The 16,088-nt window shown below is 69.1% G+C and carries 8 protein-coding genes, 2 rRNA genes and 1 pseudogene (1 of these 11 running past the window's edge); 2 read left to right on the top strand and 9 right to left on the bottom strand.

The window, feature by feature from the left end; translation table 11 throughout:
• Window positions 1–210 precede the first annotated feature (210 nt).
• Together AC3CHW_RS22320 and AC3CHW_RS22315 are read left to right on the top strand one after the other, a co-directional pair.
• The gene (locus tag AC3CHW_RS22320) at window positions 211–801 is read left to right on the top strand and encodes a GNAT family N-acetyltransferase (protein WP_488467639.1); all 591 of its coding nucleotides are present in this window, start codon (window positions 211–213) and stop codon (window positions 799–801) included.
• 387 nt (window positions 802–1,188) lie between these two features.
• Window positions 1,189–2,409 (top strand): winged helix-turn-helix domain-containing protein, encoded by a 1,221-nt coding sequence (locus tag AC3CHW_RS22315; protein ID WP_488467638.1) that lies wholly within the window; start codon window positions 1,189–1,191, stop codon window positions 2,407–2,409.
• Between the two features lie 304 nt (window positions 2,410–2,713).
• Here the strand turns inward: AC3CHW_RS22315 and AC3CHW_RS22310 are convergent, their stop codons facing one another.
• The 9 genes and pseudogenes from AC3CHW_RS22310 to AC3CHW_RS22270 form a co-directional block, all read right to left on the bottom strand.
• Window positions 2,714–3,457, bottom strand: a complete 744-nt coding sequence (locus tag AC3CHW_RS22310; protein ID WP_398610822.1) for a response regulator — start codon at window positions 3,455–3,457, stop codon at window positions 2,714–2,716.
• Between the two features lie 344 nt (window positions 3,458–3,801).
• Entirely contained in the window at window positions 3,802–4,497 is a 696-nt protein-coding gene (hpf, locus tag AC3CHW_RS22305) for a ribosome hibernation-promoting factor, HPF/YfiA family (RefSeq protein ID WP_488467637.1), read from the bottom strand.
• 1,283 nt (window positions 4,498–5,780) lie between these two features.
• Window positions 5,781–5,936 (bottom strand): annotated as a pseudogene (locus AC3CHW_RS22300) (ComF family protein); the annotation flags it as partial.
• A gap of 593 nt (window positions 5,937–6,529) precedes the next feature.
• Window positions 6,530–8,374 (bottom strand): LpqB family beta-propeller domain-containing protein, encoded by a 1,845-nt coding sequence (locus AC3CHW_RS22295; RefSeq protein ID WP_488467636.1) that lies wholly within the window; start codon window positions 8,372–8,374, stop codon window positions 6,530–6,532.
• Window positions 8,375–8,641: 267 nt separating this feature from the next.
• Window positions 8,642–10,960, bottom strand: coding sequence for an MtrAB system histidine kinase MtrB (gene mtrB / locus AC3CHW_RS22290; RefSeq protein ID WP_488467635.1), 2,319 nt, complete (start codon window positions 10,958–10,960; stop codon window positions 8,642–8,644).
• Window positions 10,961–10,968: 8 nt separating this feature from the next.
• Window positions 10,969–11,646: a two-component system response regulator MtrA gene (gene mtrA / locus AC3CHW_RS22285; RefSeq protein WP_187062858.1), complete on the bottom strand. Its 678-nt coding sequence runs from the start codon at window positions 11,644–11,646 to the stop codon at window positions 10,969–10,971.
• Window positions 11,647–11,893: 247 nt separating this feature from the next.
• Window positions 11,894–13,051, bottom strand: coding sequence for an S-methyl-5-thioribose-1-phosphate isomerase (gene mtnA / locus AC3CHW_RS22280; protein ID WP_488471136.1), 1,158 nt, complete (start codon window positions 13,049–13,051; stop codon window positions 11,894–11,896).
• Between the two features lie 174 nt (window positions 13,052–13,225).
• Window positions 13,226–13,342 (bottom strand): 5S ribosomal RNA (rrf, locus tag AC3CHW_RS22275).
• Window positions 13,343–13,413: 71 nt separating this feature from the next.
• Window positions 13,414–16,088, bottom strand: a 23S ribosomal RNA gene (locus AC3CHW_RS22270) (it continues 449 nt past the right edge of the window).

Below are 16,088 nucleotides of genomic sequence, written 5' to 3'. Positions count from 1 at the left end.
CGCCATCCGCACGACGCGACGCCCCTCCGCCCGCACGGAGCCCGGCGCGCCGCCCGGCCCGGCCGCGCCTCGTCCCCGCCCCGGAGCCGCGCGGCGCCCGGCGCCGCACCACCGGTCCGGCCGGTGAGGTGCGACGGGACGCGGCCCGGCGTCCCACGCCGGAGCGCAAAATGGTTTTCGCAGACCGGGTGGAGCGACCACACTCGATCCATGGAGCCCCTGATACTCAACACCCCCCGCCTGGTCCTGCGCCCGTTCGAGGCGTCCGACGTGGACGCGGTCTTCGCCGCCTGCCAGGACCCGGACATTCCGCGCTGGACGAACGTGCCCTCGCCGTACCTGCGCGAGCACGCCCAGAACTTCGTCACCGAGATGGTCCCGAACGGCTGGCGCGACAACACCTCGTACAGCCTCGCCGTGGTCACGAAGGACGACGGCGTGCTCGTGGGCGCCATGGGCCTGGTCCGCCTGGAGCTGGCCGGCCCGGAGCGGCAGGCGGAGATCGGCTACTGGACGGTTAAGGAACACCGTGGCCGTGGCTACACCGTCGAGGCCGCCCGCCGCATGATCGACTGGGCCTTCGGCGAGCTGGGCGTGGAGCGCATGGAGTGGTACGCCGAGGTCGGCAACGAGGGCTCCTGGGCCGTCGCCCGCTCACTCGGCTTCCAACGGGAGGGCACGCTGCGCGCCCGCATCCCGCACGCGGGCACCCGCCGGGACTCCTGGATCGGCTCCCTCCTCCCCAGCGACCTCGGCCTCTCGACCCCGACCCCGTACCTGCCCGGCCCGCAACCGTCCTGACCCACGACCGGCACGACGCGGGGCGGGGGGCGTCGCGGGGCGACACGGGGTGTGCGGGCGGCGGCTGGGCAGCGGGTCAGTCGGCTGGGCGGTGCGGAGGTGAGGGTCGGCTCCGTCCCTGGCGTCCGGCTCGGCTCGGATCGGATCGGCTCGGGGGCCGGTTACGGGGCCTGGCCGGCCCGGCGCGTGAGGGCCCCGGCGGGGCTCGGGCGGGAGTCGGGCGGGGCTCGACCGGGGGTCGGACGAGGCTCGGGCGGGGGCCGGGCGGGGCGTCGGGCTCACTCGATCGTGGGACATCGCCGGCTCCGCGGACCCGCCGTCGGCCTCGCGCCCACGGCACAGCGCGTGCCGACGGCGTTGTCAGTGCCACCGTTTACTGTGTCCGGCATGACAACTCCCCTGTCAGCGAGCCGCGTCGCCCGCGCTGCCGACGCGGCGACGCCGCCCGCACGCCCCGAGGTCACCCTGTCCGCCGACGAGGCCCGCCGCATCGCGCTGCGCGCCCAGGGGCTGCTGGGCGCGCGGGACCAACGGGCGGGCGTGCGCGGCGTGTTGCGCTCGCTGGGAGCGGTCCAGTTGGACACCATCTCCGTCCTGGCCAGGTCGCACGAACTGGTGCCGTACGCCCGACTCGGCGCCGTCGGCCGCGACACCGTGGAGGCCGCGTACTGGACGGAGAGGCACAGCTTCGAGTACTGGTCCCATGCCGCCTGCATCCTGCCGATCGAGGAGTGGCCGCACTTCGCGTTCCGGCGCCGCGCGTACCGCGACCGCCCGCAGTGGCACCACGACCTGCCGGCCGGGGTCTACGAGAAGGTCATCGCCCAGTTGCGCGCCGAGGGCCCGCTGACCGCCACCGAACTGGGCGGCGCGAAGAACGGCGGCGAGTGGTGGGACTGGTCGGCGACGAAGATCGCGGTCGAGCGCGCCCTGATGTACGGCGAGGTCGTCTGCACCGAGCGGCGCGGCTGGAAGCGGGTCTACGACCTGGCCGAGCGCGCGATCCCCGGGGAGCTGCTGCACGACGACCTGCCGGACGCGGAGTGTCTGCGGCGGCTGGTCGCGCAGGCGGGCGCGGCCATGGGCGTGGCCACGCGCGCGGACCTCGCCGACTACCACCGGATCAGGAACGAGCAGGTGGACGCCGTCATCGCCACTACGGGGCTGACGCCGGTCGAGGTCAAGGGGTGGGACAAGCCCGCCTGGGCCGACCCGGCCGCGCTCGCCGCGGAGTCCGCGGGGCGCCGGGAGCGGCACCGGACGACGCTGCTGTCGCCGTTCGACTCGCTGGTCTGGGACCGACCGCGCACCCAGCGCATCTTCGACTTCACCCACCGGCTTGAGGCCTACGTGCCGCGGCCCAAGCGGATACACGGCTACTTCGCGATGCCCCTGCTCACCGGCGGCAAGCTGGTGGGCCGCGTGGACCCGGCCCGGGAGGGCACGACGCTGGTGGCCCGACAGCTCTCGCTACGGGGCGCGAAGGACGTCGCCCCCATGGCCCGCGCGCTGCGCGAGGCCGCCGAGTGGGTGGGCTGCGACGCCGTACGGATCGAGCGCGTGAGCCACCCCGACCTGGTCGCCCCACTCACCGCCGCCCTCGCCTGACGGCCCCCGGGCCGGGTGCGCGCCCCGGGCTCGGGAGCACCTGTGCTGCCCCGGGCCGGGTGCGCCTGCGCTGAGGCGGAGGCTCCAGACTCACGGAACACCTCGCCCGAGGCGGACGCTCCGGCCCGCCTGACCGCTGCCGCCCATCGGCGCGTCCGGCCGGCCGGCCATGCGCCATTGGCCTGTCGCCGACGGTCATCCACCGTCGATCAGTCGCCGTCGGCCAGCCACCGTTGATCAGTCGCCGTCGCTCGGCCGTGCTCGGCTCCGCGACGGCCGCCTCGGGTGCGGCCACCGCGACCCGTCACCTGATCTCGAGGATCTTCTCCCGCATCGCGTACACCACCGCTTCCATGCGCGAATGGAGCTGGAGCTTCTCCAGGATGTTGCGGACGTGGTTCTTGACCGTGTTCTCGCTGATGAACAACTCCTTCGCGATATCGCGGTTGTTCATCCCGGTGGCCACGAGCTTGAGCACCTCAAGCTCGCGGTCGGTCAGCCGAGGCGCGGGCACCAGTCGCCGCTCGTCGGTGCGCTGGATCATCGACTTGAACTCGGTCAGCAGCTTGGACGCCATGGACGGGCTGATCTGCGACTGCCCGTCGGCAACCGCCCGAATCGCGGTCGCCACCTCGTCGGTGGAGATCTCCTTGAGCAGGTATCCGGTGGCCCCGGCCTTGATCGCGTCGTAGAGATCGGCCTCCTCGTCGCTGATCGTCAGCATGATGATCTTGGCGCTGGGGGCCACCTCCTTGATGGCGGTACACGCCTCGATCCCGCCCCGCTTGGGCATGCGGACATCCATCAGCACGATGTCGGGGAGCAGGTCCGCCGCCTTCTCGACGGCCTCAGCTCCATCCCCGGCCTCGCCAATGACCTGGATGTCCGCTTCCTGCGCGAGTACGATCTCCAGTCCTCGGCGGAAGAGCGCGTGATCGTCCACCACGAGGACCCGGATCGGCTCCTTGCGCGACTCGCCCCTGTCCGTTCCGACGTTGACGCCGTCACCGTCGTCATCGTCGGGCACGGGCCCGAAGCTGTCCGCCATCGTTCCTCCCCCATGAAGGCCGTGGCCTTGCGGTTGCACCTAGCTCTGCACGCCAACCAGTCCCCACCGAGCGCCGATTGACCACGCCGCCATGATTCCATGCCCACGGGGTGGCCCGGTGCTCCCGCCATCCGCACCGTAGTGCCCCGGAGGGCCCACTCGGCCCTCCCGGGGCACCACCTACACCGTCTTACGAGACACGGCCGTCACCACGCCTCGTACATCAATTCAGTCAGCTCTCGTCGGTTCACCACGTTGATCCCCAACGCCGCGCGCCGCGCCCCGCGGCGCCGACGCCGGGTCGTCTCGCTATCGACCGTGGTCAGACGGAGGTCCGTCGCGGATCAGCCGCCGAGCGCGCCGCCGGCGCCACCCGGCTCCTCACCGACGAACGCCTCCGTCTTGAGGTGGATCACGCCATAGTCGTAGCCATGCCGCCGGTACACCACGCTCGGGTGGTTGGTGTCCGAGTCGACGAACAAGTAGAAGTCATGGCCGACCAACTCCATCTCGTACAGGGCCTGGTCGAGCGTCATCGGCGCCGCCGCATGCGTCTTCTCACGGACGATGAGCGGGCCCTCGCCGCGCACTTCGAGCGGCCCCATCCTCGTGGTGGGCACGTTGTCCGCAGCCCCGGTCTCGGCCTCGGCGCCCTCGCCTGATCCGTTGATCCGGGCGGCTTCCGGCACGGTCACCGCGACGTCGCTCGCCGGGATGCGGCCATTGCCACGCCGCGTGTGACGCTTGTCGTTCTGCTTGCGCAGGCGCTGCTCCAGCTTGCCCGTGGCGAGGTCGAGCGCCACGTACGGATCGGCGGCGGCGGCCTCTGCCCGGATCACCGGCCCCCGGGAGCGGAGGGTGATCTCCACTCGGTCGGAACGGTCGGCCTGGCGCGGGTTGTGCTCCTTGGACACCTCGACGTCGAGGCTGATCACCTTGCCGTCGAGCTTCTGGATCTTCTCCAGCTTCAGCTTCTCGGCCACGTGCTTGCGGAACCGCTCCGGCACCTCTGTCTTGCGGCCCTTCACGACGATGTCCACGCAGAACTCCGTTCCCGGATTGCTCCGTTGGCTGTTCGAAGCACATCCGTTTCGCACTGGGCCCGAGAGATTTCCAGGGCCCCCGACTCGGCGGCTTTCACCTCCTCCTCCCCCGCCATTGGGCTGTACACCCCACCGTCTTCACTTTTCTATGGAACACGGAAAGGCACGAAGCACGCTAAGCGGATATCAGCGCCATAGCGGCACCTAGTCCTCACAACCGAACATAGCTCGCTCGGCCGGGAGTCGGCACCCCCTACTGGCACGTACCTCCGTTCAGGTACTTTTTCGCTGTTACTAGCTGCAACGTCGCACGTTCGTTATCAGTTCCGATTCGCGCCGAATGCGCTGTGCGAGGCGGCCACCACCGCGGCCCCCACCAGCCCTTCCCGGACTGGGCCCACACCGGGCGTCTCAGCGGTGTCCACCGATCCGACACCTGGAACAGCGAGTGCCCCGGGAACCCCGCTCCAATCAGCGCCAGCCGACACCCGTATTCCCGTACGTCCGGCAACCGCGGCGCCGCTCCCCGTAGCTCGCCACACGCCCGACGCCGCTCCCGCCGCGCCCCGACCGCCGCTCCCGCCGTCAGCACGGCCCGCCGTACCCCGACCCATCGCGGCCCGCACCGCCCGCGCCGCCTCCGCGAGCGTCGCCCCGGTGGTCATGAGGTCGTCCACCAGCACCACGGGCCCGCCGCTCAGCAGCCTCTCCGCGCCCGGGGTGACCCGCAGCGCCCCGCTCACGTTCGCGACCCGCTGGGCGGCGCCCAGCCCCGCCTGATCCACCACCCTTCGCCGCTGCCGCACCACCGAGAGCACCCGGGCCGGCACGCCCTGCTCACGCAGAACCCGCGCGGCAGCAAGGGCTATCCGTCGCGTGGGATCGTGCCCACGCGCGGCCACCGCTCGGCGCGCCGACGGCACCGGGACCAGCAGGATCGGCGGCAGGGCCCCCGCGCTCCCCGCCCCGGCCGTCAGCGCGGAGCACGCCTCGTCCAGACCGCGCCCACGCCCCGTCGCCCGCCCGGCCTCGATACCCGGATCGGCCGGCTCTCCCCGGACGCGGTCCCGCCCGGCCGCCCCGCTGGCCCGCGCACCCGTCGGCGACTGCCCCGGCGGGGCGGGTCTCCGGGCAGGGGCCACCCACGCACCTACCGGCCTGGGCTCCCACCCCGCCCCACCCACGCCAGGCGGTCTCGCACGCTCTCTCGCGGGGTACACAGCCGTCGGCCACTCCTCCTTCGCCCCGGCACCCCGTAGCCACGCTCCCCGGCACACCACCGCGCAGACCGCCAGCGCCAGTGCGGCCCCCAACGGGCCCGCCAGCCGTAACGCCCCCCGCTCCTTGTGAGCGAGCAGGATCGATCTGCACGCCCCGGCATACGCCGCTACCGCGTACACCACAGGCAAGCCCTGCGGCATCGGACTCGGCCGCACCCGGGACGCGCTCCCGTCGAGCAGCACCGCACGGCACCGCTCACACAGCACGGCCCGAGGCGCCCCGCACCCCGCACACTCGACCGGCAGAACCAGCCCCGTCGCCTCTCGCCACCATCCCCGCATGCCCTCCACTGTCCCGCCGCGACCGCAGGCCCGCCACCCCTGTGGATAACTCTGCTCGCGCCGCGCGCCACTCTCTGGAGAGGGCATCAAAACCGCAGGTCAGCGCGGTAGTGACAGATTCTCTGGGCGTACGCAACCCGCACCGGCTCGCACCGTCGTCGGAGGCGCACCCCGGCGTGCTCCGCCCCCACGATCGCGCTCCCGACTACGCCCGAGAAGCGCGGCTGGGAGGGGCGCCCGGAGATGGTGAGCACAACTGGCCCGATGCACTGGCGGGGCCTGAACCGCCCCGCGACCCGCCACCGGGCCCAGCCCGACAGCGGACCAGCAGACGAACGCCGCCGCGCCGCGTGCCCGTGCCCGCCCCGCTGCCCCGGTCCCTTCCCCTATCCCCCGGCGCAAGGCCCGACGTACACGGCAGCACACAACGCGCGACAAGCCCCCGGGACCGACCGCGCCGGCCCGGACTAACCCGGGTAGACGGGTGCCGTTCCCTTCTTGACGACCGTCTTCCAGTTCGCGTCCGGAGGGAGTCGGACGATGCCGTCCGACGCCTTGGCGATCAGTGGCCGGTTCTCGTCCTCCGAGGCCGCGATCTGTTCCACCTTGCCGGGGCCGGGCAGCGTCGGGCTGTTCCCCGGCGAGCCGTCGGTCTCCATGTACCGCAGTTCCTGCACGCCGCCCGACTCGGTGCCGGCCACCACGAGTCGGCTGCCGCCGGCCCACGACACGGCGTCCACCTCGTCCAGTTGCGGGGCGAGGGAACGCAGCCCCTTGACGGACAGCGGTGGCTCCGCCGAGGTCTTGGCCCGTTCGAGCCGGCCGAGCCACAGCGACGTATGGCCGTCGCGCTCGATCAGCAGGGCGATCCGTGTGCTGTCGGCGGCCACCCGCAGTGAGACGATCCGGCCGCCGTCGAGCCCGGTGACATTGACTTCCTCGGGCTCCCCCACCCCGCTGGCCAGCCTCAACAGCCGCGGCTTGCCCGGGCTACGGTCGGCCACCCACAGGTCGCCGAGACCGTCCCAGCTCGGCACGGTCAGTCCGCCCTGCCGGCCACCGGTCGCACTGTGCAGTCGCGAGCCGCCCCGCTCCACGCCCGGCTTGAGATCGGCCACGTACAGGTCCCGGCCATTCTGGGACACCCCGGCCGCGGTCCGCTCGTCCCGCGCCACGGCGATCGAACCGAGTCCCGCCGTCGGCTCACCGAACGGCCCCGGCACGTGCTCCGGTTCCTCCCCGGTGTCGTCGAGCTGGACCATGCGGCGTTCCTCGTCGATGAAGTACTGGTTGTCCGCCTTGCCGTTGATCCGGTCCGGAGCGTACCCCTCGGCCTGGTCGCGGGTCAGCGAGCACAGTTCGGCGCCGGCCGCGCTCTCCAGCACCACCTTGCTGACCTTGGACGTCGACAGGTCCTGCACCGTGAACAACACCTGGGCCGCCATCTCGTGGCAGCGCAACTGGTCGACGGCGGCCGCGTCCTGGCTCAGCCCGATACGCAACTCGTTCGAGTCATCGAGGCGCAGGTGCTTGCTGTCGAGCTGGGTACCGCTCGGGAAGGACGTACGGACGACCGGTTCCAGCCAGTTGGTGGGCCCGCCCAGCAGCGCCCGCACGGTCGAGGTGACGGGGTCCACCCAACGCCGCAGGTAGACGGGGTCGGCGACCAGGACGTCCCTGCCGACGGCCGACTTGTCGCCGTCGGGCCCCAACTCCGCGAAGTAGTACTTGTTGACGGAGCGGTAGATGCGCTGGAAGTCCGACTCACCGAGGACCAGACCCGCCGGAAGCGAGTCAATCCGCCACTGCGAGCCCGACTTCGCCACGTGCAGCCGTTCCTCGTACGGCTTCTCGTCGGGCTCGTACGCGTGGTTGGCGTCGACCGTGGCGAGCTGCTTTCCGGACAGCACGATGTCGTACCCCGGAGTGTCCCGGTTGGCACGGCCCTCCACGCGCACCTTGGGCGCCTGCGCGAGCACGGTCGTCTCCGCGAGGGGGTTCCACTCGTCCCGGGCGCGCTTGGTCAGGTACTCGCGCGCCGTCTCGAAGCGGGCCTCATCGCTCGTCGTCGCCTCCAGGAAACCGAGCACCAACTCCTGCGGCTGCTCATCGTTCCCCGGGCGCACCCCGTATACCCGAACGGGTGAATCCGCGTCGGCGCGCGGCGTCGAGCCGACCTGCCGTACGTCCCCGCTGTCGGGCATCGACGCACAGCCGGCCAGCAGCAACCCGCTGGCCGCGAGGGTGGCGCAGGCCCGTCGCGACATACCGAGCTTTCCACCGCCGCCCTTCTGCCCGCGACGTCGGATCATGCCGGCACGTTGCAGCGCTCCGGGGCGCCCACCACGGTCGCGCGCGCCGGCGCCGATGAGCCCGAAGAGACTGACGAACAGACCGGCGGGGTGAGAGGCGCGGCTGGTTCCGCCACCAGCCCCGCGCCCCTCGACCGCGTTCCGGCCTGCCCCGGCCACCGCCCGACCGGTCGCTCCACGGTCAGCCGCCTCATCACCAGGCACCTCGTGGCCCGTCACCTCACGGTCAGCGCCCACGAGCGCGGCTCCCTCGTTCGCCGGTCACCATCACTCCGCTGTCCCCTCTCGATCCGCGCGTGCGGCGCCCTCCCCCCGCCCGGCGCCACCGATCTCGTCGTCCTCGGCCGGGTCCCCGCCGGCTACGTCCCCGCTGGACGTGGCCCCATCGCCGTTGCGGCTACCAGAGTCCGCGTCACGCGGCGCGGCCTCGTCCGGCCGGCCACCCGTCGCCGCCCCCTCCGACGGCGCGTTCGGCTCCGACGCCTGCTGGCCCGGCCGCTTCGACGCGAGAAGCGAGGTGTTGGCCCCGGAAACCCGATGCGCCCCCGTACCCTCCGCACGCGCAGCCCCGCCCCCGCCGCCCGCACCAGCAACACCAGCAGCACCACCAGCACCAGCAGCACCCGATGCCGCACCACGTTCAGCGGCGGCCGACGCGCCGCCCACCGCCTGCCTGCCAGCCGCGCTCGAAGCACCCCCGCTCGTAGCGCCTCCGCTCGACGCCACCCGAGTGCTCCCGGCGCCGCCCGCGGCCTTGGCCGCGCGCAGCGCGCGCTTACGGCGCGAGTCCTCCGGTTCGAGCGGTATCGGCGAACCGCGCAACGCATCGCCCGCCGTGCGCGGGAGTGTCAGCCGGAACTGCGAGCCCCCACCGGGCTCCCCCCACGCCTGGAGCCAACCCCCGTGCAACCGCGCGTCCTCCTCCGCGATCGACAGCCCGAGGCCGGTTCCGCCCGTGGTCCGGGCCCGCGCGGGGTCGGCACGCCAGAAGCGGTTGAAGACCCGGGTGGCCTCGCCGGGCTTGAGCCCGACCCCGTAGTCCCGTACGGCCACGGCGACGGCGCCGCTCTTCGCGGCCAGCCGCACGATCACGTCCTCGCCCTCGCCGTGCTCGACGGCGTTGACCACGAGGTTGCGCAGCACGCGCTCCACGCGGCGCGCGTCCGCCTCCGCGATCACCGGTCGGGCGGCGCCGCGGACGATGATCCGGCTGCCCTTGCGCTCCGCGAGCGGCTCGGCCCCGTCCACCACGCGCTTGACCACGTCACGCAGGTCGATCGGCTCGGCCTCCAGTGCTGCCGCGCCCGCGTCGAACCGGCTGATCTCCAGCAGGTCGGCGAGGAGCGACTCGAACCGGTCGAGCTGACCGCCCAGCAGCTCCGCCGATCGCGCGGTCGCCGGGTCGAACTCGTCCCGCGCCTCGTAGATCACGTCGGCGGCCATCCGCACGGTCGTCAGCGGCGTCCGCAGCTCGTGCGAGACGTCGGACACGAACCGCCGCTGCATCCGCGACAGGTCCTCCAACTGCTGGATCTTGACCTGGAGGTTGTGCGCCATCTTGTTGAACGCCTCGCCGAGCCGCGCAATGTCGTCCTCGCCGGTGACCTTCATCCGCTCCTGGAGCAGCCCGGCCGCCAGCCGCTCGGAAATGCCGGCCGCCATCCGCACGGGCGTCACGACCTGCCGCACCACCAGCCACGCGATCGCGCCGAGCAGCACCACCACGAACACCCCGGCCGTGGCCAGCGTGCCCTTCACCAGGCTCAGCGACTTCTCCTCCTGCGAGAACGGGAAGAGGTAGTAGAGCTGGTACGGGTCGCCGTTGATGTCGTTGAGCCGCTTGCCGATCACCAGCGCGGGCTCGCGCTCATGGCCGGGGGCGTCGTGCTCGATGTTCGTGTACTGCTCGTACGGGCCCGTGCCGCTGTCGACGCGGTCCCGCAACTCCCTGCTGATGCTCTCCTCGGGCTTGACGCCACCCGACGCGCGCGGCCCGCGCGTGCTGGCGAACAGTTCCTTGTCGGCGTCCGAGCTCAGCGCCACCACCGAGTACACGCCCTGGCCACCGCTCGCCAGCTGCTGAACCAGCGCGGTGAGCCATGCGCCGGGGTCCCGATTACCGCGCGCGCCGGGACCGTCCTCACCGCCACGTGAGTCCTCGGCGTTCTCGGCGGCGTCATCGGCCGCGTTGAACCCGCCCACGGCCTGGCTCTGCGCGGCATGCCGCTTGGCGTCCAGCAACCCGTTGCGCACCTGGCCGATGACGACCACACCGAGGATCAGCACCACGCCGAGCGACATGAGCAGCGTGGTCGCGACGACGCGGAGCTGGATGTTACGCCGGTAGAGTCGCGCGGCCGGCAACAGCGGGCGCCGCACCCACCGTACGAACAGCCGCAGCACCGGGTGCACCGGCGCCCCGGAAGCCCCGTCGGGCAACAGGTTCCCGCCCCGCCACAGCCGCCCGAAAAGCGATATGTCGCTTCCCGAATCGACCGGCCGCCCCGCGCCATGGCCGCCTTCAACCGGACCTCCCGCAGCCGGGGCGCCGTGCCCCGGCTCCGGAGTGGTCCCACTGTCCGACATCTCAGATCTCAGCTCGGCCCGGCCTTGTAACCCACTCCACGCACGGTCACGACGATCTCGGGCCGCTCCGGGTCCTTCTCCACCTTGGAGCGCAGTCGCTGTACGTGCACGTTCACCAGGCGGGTGTCCGCGGCGTGCCGGTAACCCCACACCTGCTCCAGCAGGACCTCGCGAGTGAACACCTGCCACGGCTTACGGGCCAGCGCGACGAGCAGATCGAATTCCAGCGGGGTCAGCGCGATCGACTGCCCCTCCCGCTTCACCGAGTGCCCGGCCACGTCGATCACCAGATCCCCGATGACCAGTTGCTCCGGCACGGGCTCCTCGGAGCGCCGCAGCCGCGCCCTTATCCGCGCGACCAACTCCTTGGGCTTGAACGGCTTCACGATGTAGTCGTCGGCGCCGGATTCCAGGCCGACCACCACGTCCACGGTGTCGCTCTTGGCCGTGAGCATCACGATCGGCACCCCGGACTCGGCGCGGATCAGCCGGCACACCTCGATGCCATCACGCCCGGGCAACATCAAATCGAGCAGCACCAGATCAGGCTTGGTCTCGCGGAATGCGGCGAGCGCCTTGTCCCCATCGGAAACGAACGACGGTTCAAAGCCTTCGCCGCGCAGCACGATGCCAAGCATCTCTGCCAGTGCGGTGTCGTCGTCGACGACAAGGACGCGTCCCTTCATGTCGTCATCATCCCATTGTCGGACCCGGTGGCTAGACGCGGGCGATCACTCGTCCGCAGCATGTCAGCGCTCCCCTGGCGTACGAGCCGTTCGCCGCCACCGCGGCACCGCCGAACGGCACGAGAACTCGGCCCCTCAACGAGGGAGAAAAAACAGAAACCGCGCATTGAACCGGGCCACCGCTACGGCCATGCGCCGCGCTACGCCAGCCGGGCATCCGTCGGCAGGCCCGTGACCTGGAACACCCTCAGCCGGACGGCACTCCACGGTCCGGCCGCGACCGGCCGACCAGCTCAGCGAGCCCCGCCGCCGTCACGGGCGCCACGGCTCCCTCCTCCGTAACGATCGCCGTCACGAGATCCGGCGGCGTGACGTCGAAGGCCGGGTTGTACGCCTGGGTGCCCACGGGCGCCAGCGGCGCGCTCGCCGCCGCCCCGCGCCCGCCCGTAGAGGCACCCGGATGAGGGACCATCGTCACCTCGTGTGCCGGGCGCTGCTCGATCTCGATCGCCGCGCCGTCGGGCGTCGCCAGATCCACGGTGGTGCTGGGCGCCACGACAATGAACGGCACGTGGTGGTACTTGGCCAGAACGGCCAGCGGATAACTGCCCACCTTGTTCGCGACCGAGCCGTCCGCGGCGATCCGATCGGCCCCGATCAGCACGGCGTCCACCTCACCCGCCGCAAAGAGCGAACCCGCCGCGTTATCGGTCAGCAGCGTGTACGCCATGCCCGCTCGGGCCGCCTCGTACGCGGTCAGTCGCGCCCCCTGCAACAACGGCCGCGTCTCGTCCACCCACAACCGTCGAAGCTGCCCCTTGTGATGCGCCCGCACCGCCACGGCCAGCGCCGTTCCGGTCCCACCGGAGACCAGGGCGCCCGTGTTGCAGTGGGTGAGAACGCGGAAGCCGCCGCCCGGCAGCAGTTCCTCAAGCAGGGCCAGGCCGTGCGCGGCCATCCGCGAGCTGGCCTCGGCGTCCTCCCGGTGCAGCGCCCGCGCCTCGGCGAGCGCGACCCCGGCCGCCTGCTCCGCGCCGCCACCCGCCGCAAGGGCCGCGTCATACGCGCCGGCAGCGCGTCGAACGCCGTACCCGAGATTGACCGCCGTCGGTCGAGCCTGCGCCAGGAGATTCGCGGCCTCGGTGACGTCGTACCCGCGAGCAGCAGCGAGCGCCACGCCATACGCGCCGACGATTCCCAGTACGGGAGCACCACGGACGGCGAGCGTACGAACAGCCTCCACGAGAGCCGGCACGTCCGTGCATACCAGCTCGACTTCCTCGACGGGCAGCCGCCGCTGGTCGAGAAGGACCACCACCGGCCCATCCGACGATGCTTCCCAACGCACCGTCCGCACGCCGTGCGATACGTAACCGTCCGGTGCTTCCACGCTCTGATCAGCCATCCGCCCAGTCTGCCGCCTGCCGCACCACTTACTGAAGGGCGACAACCCGCCTAGCTGACAGCCGGCCGGCCATACGGCAGCAACCAACGCCCCGGAATCCCACCCGATGACCCGTAAAAACGCAGAAGAGCCTTGTGACGGATTGAAATCCGTCACAAGGCTCTTCTAAAAGGAGTTCGGCGGCGTCCTACTCTCCCACAGGGTCCCCCCTGCAGTACCATCGGCGCTGAAAGGCTTAGCTTCCGGGTTCGGAATGTAACCGGGCGTTTCCCTAACGCAATAACCACCGAAACACTATGAAACAAACAACCGGACATGACACAGCCGTTATTTCAGAACCAACACAGTGAACGCGAGCAACTGAGGACAAGCCCTCGGCCTATTAGTACCAGTCAACTCCACCCCTTACGAGGCTTCCATATCTGGCCTATCAACCCAGTCGTCTACTGGGAGCCTTACCCCATCAAGTGGGTGGGAGCCCTCATCTCGAAGCAGGCTTCCCGCTTAGATGCTTTCAGCGGTTATCCCTCCCGAACGTAGCCAACCAGCCATGCCCTTGGCAGGACAACTGGCACACCAGAGGTTCGTCCGTCCCGGTCCTCTCGTACTAGGGACAGCCCTTCTCAAGACTCCTACGCGCACAGCGGATAGGGACCGAACTGTCTCACGACGTTCTAAACCCAGCTCGCGTACCGCTTTAATGGGCGAACAGCCCAACCCTTGGGACCGACTCCAGCCCCAGGATGCGACGAGCCGACATCGAGGTGCCAAACCATCCCGTCGATATGGACTCTTGGGGAAGATCAGCCTGTTATCCCCGGGGTACCTTTTATCCGTTGAGCGACGGCGCTTCCACAAGCCACCGCCGGATCACTAGTCCCGACTTTCGTCCCTGCTCGACCCGTCAGTCTCACAGTCAAGCTCCCTTGTGCACTTACACTCAACACCTGATTGCCAACCAGGCTGAGGGAACCTTTGGGCGCCTCCGTTACCCTTTAGGAGGCAACCGCCCCAGTTAAACTACCCACCAGACACTGTCCCTGATCCGGATCACGGACCCAGGTTAGACATCCAGCACGACCAGAGTGGTATTTCAACAACGACTCCACACACACTGGCGTGCATGCTTCACAGTCTCCCACCTATCCTACACAAGCCGAACCGAACACCAATATCAAGCTATAGTAAAGGTCCCGGGGTCTTTCCGTCCTGCTGCGCGAAACGAGCATCTTTACTCGTAATGCAATTTCACCGGGCCTATGGTTGAGACAGTCGAGAAGTCGTTACGCCATTCGTGCAGGTCGGAACTTACCCGACAAGGAATTTCGCTACCTTAGGATGGTTATAGTTACCACCGCCGTTTACTGGCGCTTAAGTTCTCAGCTTCGCCAACTCGAAAGTCAGCTAACCGGTCCCCTTAACGTTCCAGCACCGGGCAGGCGTCAGTCCGTATACATCGCCTTACGGCTTCGCACGGACCTGTGTTTTTAGTAAACAGTCGCTTCTCGCTGGTCTCTGCGGCCACCCCCAGCTCAAGGCGCAAAGCCCATCACCGGAAATGGCCCCCCTTCTCCCGAAGTTACGGGGGCATTTTGCCGAGTTCCTTAACCATAGTTCACCCGAACGCCTCGGTATTCTCTACCTGACCACCTGAGTCGGTTTAGGGTACGGGCCGCCATGAAACTCGCTAGAGGCTTTTCTCGACAGCATAGGATCATCCACTTCACCACAATCGGCTCGGCATCAGGTCTCACCCTCATGTCATCCGGATTTACCTAGATGACGGGCTACACCCTTACCCCGGGACAACCACCGCCCGGGCTGGACTACCTTCCTGCGTCACCCCATCACTTACCTACTACCCCCTAGGGTCAGCGGCTCCACCACTTCCCTTTGCCCGAAGGCTCCAGGACGGCTTCACGGCCTTAGCATCAGAAGATTCAGTATTGGGCGCTTCAAAGCGGGTACCGGAATATCAACCGGTTGTCCATCGACTACGCCTGTCGGCCTCGCCTTAGGTCCCGACTTACCCTGGGCAGATCAGCTTGACCCAGGAACCCTTAGTCAATCGGCGCACACGTTTCCCACGTGTGAATCGCTACTCATGCCTGCATTCTCACTCGTGAACCATCCACAACTCGCTTACGCGGCTGCTTCACCCGGCACACGACGCTCCCCTACCCAACCCAACAGGCGTTAGCCCTCTATGCTGGATTGACACGACTTCGGCGGTACGCTTGAGCCCCGCTACATTGTCGGCGCGGAATCACTTGACCAGTGAGCTATTACGCACTCTTTCAAGGGTGGCTGCTTCTAAGCCAACCTCCTGGTTGTCTCTGCGACTCCACATCCTTTCCCACTTAGCGTACGCTTAGGGGCCTTAGTCGATGCTCTGGGCTGTTTCCCTCTCGACCATGGAGCTTATCCCCCACAGTCTCACTGCCGCGCTCTCACTTACCGGCATTCGGAGTTTGGCTAAGGTCAGTAACCCGGTAGGGCCCATCGCCTATCCAGTGCTCTACCTCCGGCAAGAAACACACGACGCTGCACCTAAATGCATTTCGGGGAGAACCAGCTATCACGGAGTTTGATTGGCCTTTCACCCCTAACCACAGGTCATCCCCCAGGTTTTCAACCCTGGTGGGTTCGGTCCTCCACACGGTCTTACCCGCGCTTCAACCTGCCCATGGCTAGATCACTCCGCTTCGGGTCTTGAGCGTGCTACTCCAACGCCCTATTCGGACTCGCTTTCGCTACGGCTCCCCCACACGGGTTAACCTCGCAACACACCGCAAACTCGCAGGCTCATTCTTCAAAAGGCACGCAGTCACGACCACCAAGAACAAGTCTCGATGGCGACGCTCCCACGGCTTGTAGGCACACGGTTTCAGGTACTATTTCACTCCGCTCCCGCGGTACTTTTCACCATTCCCTCACGGTACTATCCGCTATCGGTCACCAGGGAATATTTAGGCTTAGCGGGTGGTCCCGCCAGATTCACACGGGATTTCTCGGGCCCCGTGCTACTTGGGTGTCG

This window comes from Streptomyces sp. MGP-BFMKR1, from assembly GCF_057766585.1.
This window is presented reverse-complemented; position numbering and strand designations above follow the sequence as displayed.

Excerpts from the sequence above, each read along its gene's own strand:
- AC3CHW_RS22320 (WP_488467639.1), top strand. The coding sequence starts at position 211 with ATGGAGCCCCTGATACTCAACACCCCCCGCCTGGTCCTGCGCCCGTTC.
- AC3CHW_RS22315 (WP_488467638.1), top strand. The coding sequence starts at position 1,189 with ATGACAACTCCCCTGTCAGCGAGCCGCGTCGCCCGCGCTGCCGACGCG.
- AC3CHW_RS22310 (WP_398610822.1), bottom strand. The coding sequence starts at position 3,457 with ATGGCGGACAGCTTCGGGCCCGTGCCCGACGATGACGACGGTGACGGC.
- AC3CHW_RS22295 (WP_488467636.1), bottom strand. The coding sequence starts at position 8,374 with ATGATCCGACGTCGCGGGCAGAAGGGCGGCGGTGGAAAGCTCGGTATG.
- mtrB (WP_488467635.1), bottom strand. The coding sequence starts at position 10,960 with ATGTCGGACAGTGGGACCACTCCGGAGCCGGGGCACGGCGCCCCGGCT.
- mtrA (WP_187062858.1), bottom strand. The coding sequence starts at position 11,646 with ATGAAGGGACGCGTCCTTGTCGTCGACGACGACACCGCACTGGCAGAG.
- mtnA (WP_488471136.1), bottom strand. The coding sequence starts at position 13,051 with ATGGCTGATCAGAGCGTGGAAGCACCGGACGGTTACGTATCGCACGGC.